The following is a 13,126-nucleotide window of genomic DNA, read 5'->3' on the forward strand; positions in this document are numbered from 1 at the left end:
TTGCTTATTATCCGCACCCAAAAAGTTGCATTTATAAGTTGAACTCAAGTTTTGATTCTTTCAGAACGCAGCGCAATGAATGATATTTATTACAACAGTCTGTGTGATTTATTTGGAGACTTTCACAATATAGACCTTAATAGACTTGACTCTAATGAAATTAAGCAATTTGTAAACATATTAGACCATTATGGATTTTGGAATAAATTCTCCGCTGAACGAATTGATAGAAAAGAGGATTATATTAAAACAGTATGTAAAGGGCAAATTAAAAATATCATTCTTAAATTACTCAATTCAAAAACTATCTTAGAGAGTTTTCAGAAATTAATCACGTCAATAAGAAAACGAAATGGCTATTATGAAGCCATACTTTTTATACTAATTGCTAGGGTATCAAAATTAGATCTTGATTTAGAGGATTTAGCATACAGTCTAAATATGTCTCAATTAAATAGTCCAAGTTTTCAAAAAGATCCTCATGTCAGAGAATTTGTTGATTTTAACACCTATTCAATAAAATCAAAATCTTCAATAATATCCCAAGTCTTATTACAACAAATATTTGATTCAACAATCGTTGTGGATGTTATGCTATCTATCTTCCGTAATCTTAATGCACATCGTCATGACGAAAAAATAAAAAGAATTTTAAAAAATATGATGATGTTTACCAACATACAACAAACCATAAACAAAGATGATGCAAACTATAAACATAATATATTGAGGTATTATGAAAACATCAAGCCACTTTCTTCGTGCAATAAGAATCCACATTTTTGGCTTCAATATGCCATTGTAAAATTATCTGAATATGATTATGAACAAGCACAAATATATTTTGATACAGCATATTCTTTTGCTAAAAAAATAGAGAATTTTGATACCTATCAAATAGATAATCACTATGCTCGTTTTATTATAGAAAATGAAATAAAGTTTGGAACAAAAGCAACATGCATGCAAGCATTTAGTTATGCACATTCTATACTAATGGATCCTAAACATAAAACAGAAGTTAGATACTACCCCTATCGTGTAGCACAAAATTATTATCCATTCTATGAGCGCTTTTATAAAGAATTAAGTCATAAAGAACAAGAAATATTTATACAGTCATGCTTTGAGATATTAAAACGATTAAAGTCATATTTAGAAACTACGACAACAGCTTCTGATCGTACAGACGTAAAGAAATCCGAGAAAAATTTACTGCGAATATTCAAAGAATTAAATATTACTTATGAAACCAAATGAATAAGATTATAAGATATTTTCTATTAGTAGATTTAAAACTTGTCATAATGTCCTGATAATAAGATTTACCCCTGTACAGATAACTGTGACAGGGGTATTTTTTCAAAAAGGGATTTTGCCACCCCTCGTAAGACATGATATTATATTAGAAAAGGTATAATTTATCTGTACCTTAAGAGATACTACCACATATATAATTCAACACTTTTTCATGTGAACAAATCAGATCTGTTACACTTTTTCCAACGAATTCACCTATTTCCCCACATTTTTTCAAGCGAATCATAAATATTCCACAAAAGATAGCCGGTCTTATGACCAATTTTCCACCATCCAACACCCTTCAAAGAATAAAAATCAACCGTAAACCACAGAAATCCCAAGAAAACCACTACCTTTGCATTTAACAAGCGTTCTGGAACATACCTGCGGAAATGCCCTATCATCCAATACATTGAATCTGATAGCGGACATTCCACAAAAGAGCTGAGAAGAGGCGGTACAACACGTATATGCAAAACCATGAAATACAATGGTTTGCATTTGTCCACACATTCTTTGTATTTGTCAAAACAGAGGTTGTACCGATTAAAATGAATAGTCGCTGATAATCAGTGATGTAAATATGCTGCATCGGGAAATGATACATCGCAATTAACCGCAACGAATTAGAATCAACTATAATGAAGTCGCTGAATTTCAGCGGCTTTTTTATTTATCCAAAATCCAGTTCATAGCGATTGGATAGTGTTGTTCACCATATTTTTCTACCGTATTTCTACCGCGAAACAAATTGGGGTTTGTCCCCGATGTCACAGTGACACATTTGGCGACATGGGTGAACAATGGTTTACGTAGAGAGACAAAAAGGGAAATTAAATCTTTATGGTTTCACTAAAAATATGGAGAAAACAACATGGAAGTAAAAAGAATTTGTCAATGGTGTGGTAAACCTTTTATAGCTCAGAAAACCACCACCAATTATTGTAGTCCTCAATGTTCTAAACGAGGCTACAAACATCGAATGAAAGAGCGAAGAATGGAGCTCATTCAGAGTCAAGAATTGTTGGAGGTAAAGAAGATGCTGGAAAATCAAGAGTACTTTACCTTTTCACAAGCAGCTAAATTGATGGGAGTTTCTCGTCAATACATCTACAAATTAGTCAAAGAGGATAAGTTGAGAGCAAGTCGGATTAGTTCACGAATGTCTTTTATTCGAAGAGCTGATATAGAACTTTTGCTTAAATCTAAACCTTATGAACGTGTGATGTCAAAAGTCGAATTTGATATTGCTGAATATTACACTGCTGAAGAAATTGCCCAAAAATACAAGGTCAACACCAAATGGGTATGGACTTATACACGGGAGTATAATGTGCCAAAAGTAAAAATCCGCCAGTTCAACTATTACAGCAAAAAGCATATTGATGTTGCTTTTGCCAAGTACAAGACAGATAATGATCTGACCGAATGGTACACTCCCGAAGAGATAGAACAAAAGTATGGGATGAGTCGGGTTGCCATCCGCTCCCATGTCTATCGCAACAACATCCCGTCCAAGAAAGAACACGGTCAGATATTCTACTCGAAGCTACATTTTGACCTATCCAAGCAGACTGCCGAAGACAATGCTTCGGAGTACTACACCGTGCAGGAAGTCATGAAGAAATACAATCTCACAAGGGATTCTGTCTATGGCATTCTGCAGTTCCACGAAATCAAACGTGAGAAGAAAGGTCGTTTCGTGAGATTCCTGAAAGTGGAATTTGATCATGTAATGGGTGTCAGAAAATAAGCCTAAGTCTGAATTTAGGCAGACCAGAAAATGATTCTAAAAATGAGCATTGTCTGTGTCAAGCCATTACGGACATTTGCAGCAAATCAAGTATAAACTAATAATAATTGTAACTATGTTAGAATGTAAAACAGTAACATTGAGAACACGTCCCTTGAAACATGGGATGCTTTCTTTCTATTTAGATTATTATCCGGGGTATCGTGACCAAGAAACAATGAAAACCATCCGTCACGAAGGATTGAACATTTATATTTATGCCAATCCTAAGAATGAACGTGAACGCAACTTCAATGCAACTATGTCGGAAAAGGCGGAAGCCATCCGATGCCGACGCTTTGAATCTATCGTTAATGACAGGTATGATTTCTTTGACAGGCACAAACTCAAAGCGGATTTTCTGGAATACTACCGCAAGCAGCTTCGCAAGCATGACCAAAAGTGGGAATTTGTGTACCACCATTTCTACAACTTCGTTCATGGCAAATGTACTTTTGAAGAAATTGATATTGACCTTTGTAATAAGTTCCGGGAGTATCTGCTAAATGCCAAGCAACTCAGGCGTGACGACCGCATTTCAAAGAACTCTGCTTCCGGCTATTGGTCAACATTCAGGGGACTTTTGAAGATTCTTTATCGCAATCGGCTAATCAAAACCAATATCAATGACTTTTTGGATAAAATCGAAACGGAAGATACTCCAAAAGACTATCTAAGTGTGGAAGAACTTTACAAATTGGCTGAGACACCTTGCAAAAAGCCGATTCTGAAGACAGCAGCATTGTTTTCATGTTTGACCAGTCTCAGAATCAGCGATATACTATCGTTACAATGGCATGAAATCGTTGACTTTGCAGCCGGAGGGAAATGTGTCCATACAATTACCCAAAAGACCAAAACAGAGGACATCATTCCAATCAGCGACGAAGCCCTGCAATTAATCGGCTATTCTCCGGAAAAAACCGGATTAGTATTTAAAGGATTGAAACGAAGTTGGACACAGCATCCCATGAAAGAGTGGATTCGCGAAGCTGGTATAACCAAGAATATCACTTTCCACTCCTACCGAAGAACATACGCAACACTTCAAGGAGCAGCCGGCACAGACATACGTACCATTCAAAGTAATATGGCACATAGAAGTATCACCACGACACAACGGTACATGAAAGTTGTGGACAGCAACAAGCGTGAAGCCAGCAACAGAATCTCTTTAATCCGCAAGTAAGAATTAAGGTTCAAATAATCCCATTTTATAGCTCAGAGTATGATATTTTGCATCAAATCATACTCTGAGCATATTTTTTCTTAAATTCTGAACGATTATCTATTACAAACAGCAACTATTTGGAAATCTGCATATACATTTGTTTTATTGTAGAACTCAAACAGTATCAGTTTATGACGAATAGTATTAAAATTACTCCTCAAAGAACCAGTTTCATACTTTCAGTAAGTGTCATCCTTTATTGGACAACAGACTCCTATTTATATCTTAATTGCCATATCGACATGATGGAGTATTCCACTCCAGTTATTTTATATATCACGGCAATGATACTTGCCTGTGGAGTACTTCAGCGTTTCTTTTTCCGATTCATTACAAAGAATGAATTGAGTTTGTCTTTTGGCAAGCAAGTAAGACCTCTACCCGAACAAATTAAGGAGATTGATCCGGAGTGTCCAAAGGACAAGGATATAAATCCGGCAATTTTAGTTGCAGAAAGTGTTGCAAAACAAGATTATATGGATAATTATGAAGTACGTGTAGCTGAAATTGAACGTAAAAAAGCCGAAAGGCAGGCAGACATTAAGCGTGTCATTCATGAATATACCACATTTGTAATGACGGAATTTCTCTCAAAAGAAGATCTTGAAATTCTGCATGAAAACATAGAGTATTTTGCGTACGGACAATCTGATTTATACAAGCCAATCCGTTCAAAAGTAGATAATTCTCTCCGTTCTATCGACCTGATGCATTTCGTATGGAACATCGGGGAGAGATTGGGCATTTCTCTTATAGATAGAGCAACATTCATACATACTATATTCCCACATGAATTAAAAGACGCTTCGATTAAATATCTGGCTAAAAATCTCCGAACATGCGGAGTTTGCAAAATAGCCCTTGATATTCCTAAAACCGGAGATTATCACTTCAAATGTATGAAAGAAGCCCAAGAATAAAAAGAAAATTCAACCGATTAGGGTTATTCAACACAGACTGAAATATTATTGCCTTCTGATAGTTGTCAGCATTACATCATTGTGTTGGTTTGCAGCATGTTTAACAAAAACAATGTTATATATGCAAAAAGACAAACTGACCTTTAATGACCTGCCTGAAGTAGTAGAAGAACTTTGCGAGAGAATCGCAAGTATGGAAACGTTGCTGGCAGAAAAACTTCATCAGCAGCATAACGAGGCAAAAAAGGATACCCATGTCCCAATGACCGTTGATGAAGTCTGCGAATACTTAGGTATCTCGAAATCATCCTTTTATTACAAAGCCAAACATGGTGGTATTCCAATCATCAAACAAGGAAAACACTTGTTTGTCTATCGTGATGAATTGGACAAATGGTTGGAAAGCGGAAGAAAAGGAGAAACGCCTATAAGCATAGAGGAAGAACACGCCCGAATGCTTGCAACTACACGTCGCAAAGCCAATCCTAAAAGCTGGTGAGTATGGAAACGGTAGCACCCATTGAAGATCTTGCTCAGGTCGCTACAAGATGGCAAGATACCATGCTCAGTTTGGAAAAGGAGTACGAACAGGAGCCGGAAGTTCTGAAAATAGGCGGAGTACCTATCGGGACATTGGGAAATTTCAGTGCATCCATAGGCAAGGCTAAAAGCAAAAAGACTTTCAATGTTTCCGCTATGGTGGCAGCAGCTTTGTCAGGGAAGGAAATTCTTAACTACACAACGGACTTCCCTGAAGGAAAGAACCGCATCCTTTACATCGACACAGAACAAAGTCAAAACCATTGTATGATTGTGATGCATCGTATCATGAAACTGGCAGAGTTGCCGGCTAATGAGGATTGCGACCGTTTCTATTTTCTCGCTCTACGCAAGTTCAATCCGAAGGAGCGTTTGGCTATCATAGATGATGCCATCAATCAGATTGAGGGTCTCGGTTTCGTGGTGATTGACGGAATCCGCGACTTGGTTTATGACATTAATTCTCCGAGCGAAGCCACGTGCGTAATCTCCAAACTCATGCAGTGGACTGACGAATACCAGATTCATCTTCACACCATCCTTCACCAGAACAAAAGCGATGAAAATGCCCGTGGGCACATCGGCACGGAAATCAACAACAAAGCGGAAACGGTCATTCAAATTGAAAAAGACAAAGATGACAGCAACATCAGCAAAGTGGAAAGTGTGCACACCCGTTCCAAAGACTTTCTGCCATTCGCTTTCTGCATCAATGACCAATCACTTCCCGAACTTCTGCCGGACTATGTGCCGACAAAAAAGAGCGTAGGTCGTCCCAAGCAGGAACCGTTCTCCCCTTATAAAGACATCCACGAAGCCATCCATCGCAAGGCTCTCGAATTGGCTTTTGACGGAAAAGAGATGATTTCGGGATATAAGGCTTTGGAAGAAGAACTGACCACTGCCTACGAACTGGCAGGAACGAAATTTAATCACAACAAGATTGTGAAGATAATTAAGTTTCTCACGAACAAACGGATGGTGGTTCAGGAAAGCCGTGGCATTTATCGGTTCATGCCGGATTACCATTATTGACTCTCCACTTGACTTTATTCTAAAAGTGTCCATTCGTATATAAGTCAAAGTCTAAGTGCAACGACTGGTTTCATAATAATCCACGGAATCGGTCGTTGCCATTGATTGGGCTTGCCCGTTGTACAGACATTATCTTGTATGGGGAGCCTAATACCCCAAGCGACCAATAGGTCGTTTGAGAGTGCCAAATCTCTCAGCAAGCTGATTGGTGATAAAAAGGCGTTATTTGAGCCTTTTATCTTTTCGCCAGCCATCGCAAAAACGAAATTTGTATACTTAATTGCTCACAGGGCTTGCCCATTATACAAATCTTATTGAGTTAGGGTAACTCAATACCCCAAGCAATAAATCGCTCGTGAGACTTTGCCAATCCTCTGCAAGCTAGATTTGGCATTATTGCGGTTTTGGAGTGTATTTCAGTAGTGCTTTTACGAACTCTTTTATGAACCCTACTGGTTCTTTTATGAACTCTTATGTGAACTCTTTTCTTGCTTTTAAGTGGTATACTGGAGTAACGTCGGTCACCATAAATGCAGATACTAAATGATGAAAACAGAACTATTGTCCGAACACTTGACAATTTAACGACATGAATCTGCCATATCCCAAAGGCGATTTTGCCAACCTCAAAATGACATTATAATTATTCAATATCTAATGCAGGAAGACTATTATCTTCAAATCTATCAAAGTCAGATTGAAAAAGACGGTCTTGAATGATCCTATACTTTTCAAACTCTGATTCAGCAAACTCTTTGGCATATTCGGCAGAAACCTTTCCGCTATCCTGTAATATCGGGCTCTCAAATAAATTAATGAATTTGTCTATTCGCTTTGCCCAATCTTCCATTGTCATAGGTATATGACGCATAGCCATACTTTCTGCCATATCAAGGGACGCATTGACTATCCTACCCATTTCTTCTAATTCTTTTTCTCGCAAATAGTTCTTTGCTACAGACACATCTGTTTTGACAATTTTTCCATTCGGAGCGTTTTCCCAAGTGGTCAATCCCATGTGTTCCTTATTCGCATCAGCTCGTTCGACTATCAACTCCGCAGCAGTATGCCCATGCACAGCATAGTGCATTTTGTTCTGTACCTTTTTGAAGAAAAGACGAGTTGTCGGAGCATCTTTGTTATAGTCTATAGCCGTAGCATAAATATCGGTCAGTTTCTGATAAAAACGACGCTCACTCAGCCTTATCTCCCTTATTTCGGCAAGCAAATGTTCAAAGTAATCTACACCTAAGAAAGCCCCGTTCTCCATTCGCTTATGATCAAGTACATATCCACGGATGGCAAACTGACGGAGTACAAACGTACACCACTGACGGAACTGTGTGGCACGAACAGAATTGACGCGATACCCGACACTGATAATGGCATCAAGATTATAGAACATTGTTTGATAATTTTTCCCGTCTGCGGCAGTTGCCGAGTTTTTCTCGGTAACTGAATCTTTGACAAGTTCTCCGGATGCGAATATGTTTTTTAAGTGCAGACTAATATTGTCAGTGGAGCAATCAAAAAGCTGCGCCATCGCCTTTTGTGTTGCCCAAATGGTCTCATCTTTATACATCACTTGAATCCCATCCTCTTTGCCTTCAAACATGAAGATAAGAAACTCAGCTGTACTATTTCGTATTTCTATATTCTTTGCCATAATTTAAATTATCACCTTCGCAATTATTCATTTCGATTTGCCATAACTTTCAATGGGTTCTGCCACCATGCTATATTCTTCTTCAGTTGTCTCATATGATTTGATTCTTCTATCCTCAAGATAAATATGGTAAAGCGTGTATTCTAAAGCCTCTAAAGTCTGTTGGCGGACTTTCGGTTTCAACTGACATTCCCAAATGGTAATACAATGCCACCCCATCGAAGTTAGCAGTTGCCGTTCCTCTATATCTCTACTCCGATTACGCTCAATTTTATTCTTCCAAAACTCAACATTTGTCTTTGGTAGAACGTAGTATTTGCATCCTTCGTGACCGTGCCAAAAGCAGCCATTTACGAAAATAACAGTTCTGTATTTACGTAAAACCAAATCGGGATGTCCTGGAAGCCGTGGGTGATTCAGCCTATACCGAAAGCCACGGCCGAACAAGAACTTTCTCACCAATAATTCCGGTTTCGTGTTCTTGCCCTTTATCGCAGACATGCAACGATGACGCTGTTCCTTGGTCAATTTATCCATTTATTAACATATTACTGACAGTTATCTATTATTCTACAAATCTATCTATACATCCCTTTACTTTTTGTGGAAGATTCGAGAATTCTTGCGTTACTATTATTCCTCGTTCATCAATTGATTCAATATAGTCTTCTAACAATTCAATATCTTCAAAGGACATCCCGTACCTTAACATCCATATATGTTTCGTATTGTAAGTACCATATTTTGTCAAATTAGCCATTTTTTCGGCTTGTTCATCCGGACAACGTTCATTGTATTTGACGAATGCTACTTGAAAGATATTGCACAAAATAATGTCCCTAATTTATGCAACGTTTATTGATGATTTTCATTTTACTTTTTTATTATTTCATCGATTGGTAGCATATATATATAATCTTCCGGATTCGAATAGGATTCAGTATTATACTGATTTGCTAAAGCGTAACAAATTTGCACATCAGGATATTTCTGGGCAATAGCCGCTATAGAAAGAGTTGATAGTTTATTGTTCATTGGACTGATTACTATATTATAATCTTTCCTATTCTCGTCAACAATCTTACCAATTTCTTTGATATTTTGCTCCAGATTTTTACATGAGAATTGAAAATTTGAAGCTCGAGAATTTTTTTCAAGTAATTTTTCGAAATTCGAACGATTAATTTCGCTTAGAGATTCATTATGACTTTCTGTTGGCGAAGCCATACCTAAATATAACTTACTAGGCTCGAAAACCTCTATCAATGTTTGAGCACGTTCATATTCAAAACCGACTAATATAATTAGTAACAAATCCTTTATTGGTGACATATCGCCAGAATAGCCAACAACAGAACGTATTGTCCTTACCCCTTTACTAAGCCAAGGTAACGAAGTACCCTCTTCATAGGATGAGTATCTACTCGACGGACAATAACACAGATGTATATCAGTAAATTCAACTATTGAAGAGGATAAGATTTTTATTATTATCAACAATGTTTCTCTAGTAAATGTTGATACATCAACATATAGGTGTTCTTTTTTGCTTGTTGTTATTGCATCAAACAAATTATCATAATTATCCAACGGATTCTCAAGAGAGAGTTCTATGATAGAAGATCGTCCTATGAATAGTTCTTTTAAACACTCAGCATTCTTCTCTGTTTCTGTATAGTTATTTGGAAAGTAGCAAATAACAGCCTCAATAGATTCATTCTTGGAAATCTCATTAGGTATTATTAAACATCTTTTCTCAAAACTTGAACTACAAATAAACAAAGAATCGTTAACTATCTCTTTATCTATACTGTTTATTAATATTTTTTTCATATCTTAAATAGGATTATTACCGTCAAACAATAGTAATTGAGTAGCCGAAGAACTGTCATCTTCGGTAAATTTAAACTGTGCTAAAAATCTCTTAGTATCAATCATTGCCATTCTCAATTTGGCGCTATCCATAAATTTGTAACCGGCAAAACTTGTAGCATCCAACTTGAAATGAGGTGCCAAAATTCTACTTAATATGATTAAGCGATTTCTTCCAGTACCTGTTTTATTTCCAATTGTACTTTTATGGAAATAACCCAGCTGTTCTCCCATGTCAATTATTTCATTCATTTCGTCATCTGGAGTATCTGTAATTGCCACAGAGAACACTCTTCTTTCTGAGGAATTAGAAGTAAGCTGCAAATGAAATAATTGTCCCAAAGAGTCTATCATTCGATATAATTTTTCCAATTGTATTTGCCTAGTGTTATTATTGTCAATATCTTTTTTAAGTTTTTCAAACTCACCAACCAAATAGTTGTTAGAGTATTTTTTTATAACTTCATCTTGAATAGAAGGTTTGATGCTGGTAATATTATCTTCATTTGCTCCAAGTTCTGTAATTGCTAACGAATACATTTCTTGCGCAGGAGCTAAGAAATGTCGAATAATACCGGAAGACACAGCTACAAGTTGATCAAAACCAGCATAGCTATATGTAGAGCCTGCTTTATGATTCTGTTGCAACCGTGTTATATATTCAGGTCTTGCATAGCGTCTTGCTGCATCCCCACCTGCATATTTTTTCTCAGGATCTGCATAATCTATCAACATCTGATTATATATCTCTTGAATCTTTAGCTCTTGTTCTTTATCCTCTGGAAAGAAATCTTTTGTCTCAATATCAAGGTTCAAATATCTCTTTAGTCTTTTCTTAACAATTTCTTGAAGTCGTTCATTATACTTACTTTTACTACTTGAATAAACTGTAGAAATGTTTATCTCAGAATAATCATGAGGTGCGTCTATTCTTTTCTCGTTATTCGTCAAATGTGTTTTATAATCTAACTGGGTAGAGATCTTAAAACATATGTCTTTTGTTGTGCGATATGACACCCAAGTGTTCAACACCTTTGTTTGAGCCACATTTAGATAGCCAGCATCGTCAATCAAAATATACAAAGGTTTATCTTGAGGGAAAAATGGTAAAGATTTTAAAGACACAAGTAGTGGTTTCATAAAATCTATGAAATCAACAATTGGTCCATCATATGGAATAGAAGTATCTTTTGACAAAGCTATTTTATTGCAATAGATTCGACAGGAACGATTTATCCGTTCTACCTCTTTTGCCATTAACTCCATCATTGTTAGTCCATCCTTGTCTGTATCGTTTGGTAATTCAACAATGTTGTTAACACCGCAGTAAGAAAGAACATCCCGAAAATCAGTATTATAATATTGCCATATCTGCTCTTTATAATCATTTAATATATTCCCCAAATAGCATCCAACCGACTTATACACATTAGACATTACGTATGTCGTTAACAAGTGCTCATTTAATATAATTTCGGCATGAATCTCAAGGCGCGCCAAGTCAGGAATATTTATATTTGTTAGTTTTATAGGAACGTATACAGCAAAATAATCCAGCTCAGATATTTGGCAATGCTTGGCTAAACACTGACAATCTGGTTGTATGTAGCGGAACATCATACTTTTACCTGAACCTCTTGGACCATTAATAAATGTATGTCCTTTTTCTAATACTTGATAAAAGTCAGGAAAAACATCAACAAATAAATCGACAACATCCTGAGCGGAGTTCTGTTCTGGAGTCTTTATTTCAAATGGATTTTCTTTCATAATGAACTATTTACACATTGATGAACATAATCACCTGTTAATTTGTTGTTACTTCGTTCTAATTGTGCCCCACAATACTCAAAAACATTATTTATTGATAACGTTGGATATCCCTTTTCCTCTATACGATAAGATATTGTATCAAAGAAAGGTTCAAACCCTTCATCTATAAATTCTATAGAAATAATAATCGAATGGAATTGATACTCATAGCTAACAAAACGATTATAGTACAAACATTCCTGGAATGTCTTGAATGTTCTTGTATATATTTCATCCAACAAATAAATAGAAGACTCACCTTTCTTATATCTATTTTGAACTTGATTCTTAGTGAGAGAAAAGCCCATCTGAATACAATGACTGTCTTTATCTGGATTGAAGTTGTACAAACTTTCAGAGAAAGCATGATACAATTTGCTATCCTCAGGTATTAAGTCCTTTTTTAGCAAGTAAGAAGACGCACGACTGTTTTCATCCGCAAGTTCATCACCAAATCTTAACAAAGCTGCTAGTTCACGGATTCTCACATCATGCCCCGAGATAGAGGTCTTGTATGGCAAATTCCCAATCGGATCATTTTTGCCTGAATGCGCTTTAGCTATATCCCCAATAATTTTTCTCTCAATTGTATCAACGTTTAAATTTTCCAGAAGATATCTGCCAGATTTTTCATGACCGTCTCTGCCATTAAAGATATGTCCCGCATCATGAATTTGAATCGCGACCAATAGTATAAAGCATTCATATGGAGTAAGGTATGAACAATCTTTCAGTATGGAAGATACTTTAACCATAACCATTTTTACATGATTAGCACTGTGATCATTTAGATACACAGTATTATCCAGTCTTGTAGTAATCGCTTTAACTTCATTATGGATCTCTGAATTCATAAACTGTTTAAAAGTGCGATATATAGCAACATAGTCTTTTTCCGATGGAAAATCCTGACTGCTTTTTGTTTCAAAATATTCTTCTAAATTCATTTTACATTA

At 36.3% G+C, this 13,126-nt stretch carries 11 protein-coding genes; 6 read left to right on the forward strand and 5 right to left on the reverse strand.

The window, feature by feature from the left end; all coding sequences use genetic code 11:
* Nucleotides 1-75 precede the first annotated feature (75 nt).
* The 6 genes from DXD78_RS08755 (at nt 76) to DXD78_RS08785 (ending at nt 6,820) form a co-directional block, all read left to right on the forward strand.
* Nucleotides 76-1,260 carry a hypothetical protein gene (locus DXD78_RS08755; RefSeq protein WP_233534015.1) on the forward strand — a complete coding sequence of 395 codons (1,185 nt, stop codon included), beginning with the start codon at nt 76-78 and terminating at the stop codon, nt 1,258-1,260.
* A gap of 916 nt (nt 1,261-2,176) precedes the next feature.
* Entirely contained in the window at nt 2,177-3,055 is an 879-nt protein-coding gene (locus tag DXD78_RS08765; protein WP_009036663.1) for a helix-turn-helix domain-containing protein, read from the forward strand.
* 115 nt (nt 3,056-3,170) lie between these two features.
* Nucleotides 3,171-4,283: a site-specific integrase gene (locus DXD78_RS08770; protein ID WP_009036662.1), complete on the forward strand. Its 1,113-nt coding sequence runs from the start codon at nt 3,171-3,173 to the stop codon at nt 4,281-4,283.
* A 173-nt stretch (nt 4,284-4,456) separates the two neighbouring features.
* Nucleotides 4,457-5,245 carry a hypothetical protein gene (locus tag DXD78_RS08775; protein ID WP_009036661.1) on the forward strand — a complete coding sequence of 263 codons (789 nt, stop codon included), beginning with the start codon at nt 4,457-4,459 and terminating at the stop codon, nt 5,243-5,245.
* Nucleotides 5,246-5,366: 121 nt separating this feature from the next.
* Nucleotides 5,367-5,744: a helix-turn-helix domain-containing protein gene (locus DXD78_RS08780; RefSeq protein WP_009036660.1), complete on the forward strand. Its 378-nt coding sequence runs from the start codon at nt 5,367-5,369 to the stop codon at nt 5,742-5,744.
* 2 nt (nt 5,745-5,746) lie between these two features.
* The gene (locus DXD78_RS08785; RefSeq protein ID WP_034528919.1) at nt 5,747-6,820 is read left to right on the forward strand and encodes an AAA family ATPase; all 1,074 of its coding nucleotides are present in this window, start codon (nt 5,747-5,749) and stop codon (nt 6,818-6,820) included.
* Nucleotides 6,821-7,463: 643 nt separating this feature from the next.
* Here DXD78_RS08785 and DXD78_RS08795 read toward each other — a convergent pair.
* The 5 genes from DXD78_RS08795 to DXD78_RS08820 form a co-directional block, all read right to left on the reverse strand.
* Nucleotides 7,464-8,486 (reverse strand): virulence RhuM family protein, encoded by a 1,023-nt coding sequence (locus DXD78_RS08795; protein WP_009036658.1) that lies wholly within the window; start codon nt 8,484-8,486, stop codon nt 7,464-7,466.
* A gap of 27 nt (nt 8,487-8,513) precedes the next feature.
* Nucleotides 8,514-9,023: a very short patch repair endonuclease gene (locus tag DXD78_RS08800; protein WP_009036657.1), complete on the reverse strand. Its 510-nt coding sequence runs from the start codon at nt 9,021-9,023 to the stop codon at nt 8,514-8,516.
* A 336-nt stretch (nt 9,024-9,359) separates the two neighbouring features.
* The gene (locus tag DXD78_RS08810; RefSeq protein WP_009036656.1) at nt 9,360-10,319 is read right to left on the reverse strand and encodes a hypothetical protein; all 960 of its coding nucleotides are present in this window, start codon (nt 10,317-10,319) and stop codon (nt 9,360-9,362) included.
* A gap of 3 nt (nt 10,320-10,322) precedes the next feature.
* Complete coding sequence (locus DXD78_RS08815) at nt 10,323-12,128, reverse strand: hypothetical protein (RefSeq protein WP_009036655.1); 1,806 nt, start codon at nt 12,126-12,128, stop codon at nt 10,323-10,325.
* Nucleotides 12,125-13,117, reverse strand: a complete 993-nt coding sequence (locus DXD78_RS08820) for a hypothetical protein (protein WP_009036654.1) — start codon at nt 13,115-13,117, stop codon at nt 12,125-12,127. Before DXD78_RS08820 ends, DXD78_RS08815 begins: the two co-directional genes overlap by 4 nt.
* Nucleotides 13,118-13,126 lie beyond the last annotated feature (9 nt).

Origin of the sequence: Bacteroides sp. D20, from assembly GCF_003436255.1 — a bacterium.
GTDB classification, from domain to species: Bacteria; Bacteroidota; Bacteroidia; order Bacteroidales; family Bacteroidaceae; genus Bacteroides; species Bacteroides uniformis.

What these genes read in the sequence shown, in the direction of transcription:
- DXD78_RS08795 (WP_009036658.1), bottom strand. Translation starts at nt 8,486, where the DNA reads ATGGCAAAGAATATAGAAATACGAAATAGTACAGCTGAGTTTCTTATC.
- DXD78_RS08755 (WP_233534015.1), top strand. Translation starts at nt 76, where the DNA reads ATGAATGATATTTATTACAACAGTCTGTGTGATTTATTTGGAGACTTT.
- DXD78_RS08820 (WP_009036654.1), bottom strand. Translation starts at nt 13,117, where the DNA reads ATGAATTTAGAAGAATATTTTGAAACAAAAAGCAGTCAGGATTTTCCA.
- DXD78_RS08800 (WP_009036657.1), bottom strand. Translation starts at nt 9,023, where the DNA reads ATGGATAAATTGACCAAGGAACAGCGTCATCGTTGCATGTCTGCGATA.
- DXD78_RS08765 (WP_009036663.1), top strand. Translation starts at nt 2,177, where the DNA reads ATGGAAGTAAAAAGAATTTGTCAATGGTGTGGTAAACCTTTTATAGCT.
- DXD78_RS08785 (WP_034528919.1), top strand. Translation starts at nt 5,747, where the DNA reads ATGGAAACGGTAGCACCCATTGAAGATCTTGCTCAGGTCGCTACAAGA.
- DXD78_RS08775 (WP_009036661.1), top strand. Translation starts at nt 4,457, where the DNA reads ATGACGAATAGTATTAAAATTACTCCTCAAAGAACCAGTTTCATACTT.
- DXD78_RS08810 (WP_009036656.1), bottom strand. Translation starts at nt 10,319, where the DNA reads ATGAAAAAAATATTAATAAACAGTATAGATAAAGAGATAGTTAACGAT.
- DXD78_RS08815 (WP_009036655.1), bottom strand. Translation starts at nt 12,128, where the DNA reads ATGAAAGAAAATCCATTTGAAATAAAGACTCCAGAACAGAACTCCGCT.
- DXD78_RS08780 (WP_009036660.1), top strand. Translation starts at nt 5,367, where the DNA reads ATGCAAAAAGACAAACTGACCTTTAATGACCTGCCTGAAGTAGTAGAA.
- DXD78_RS08770 (WP_009036662.1), top strand. Translation starts at nt 3,171, where the DNA reads ATGTTAGAATGTAAAACAGTAACATTGAGAACACGTCCCTTGAAACAT.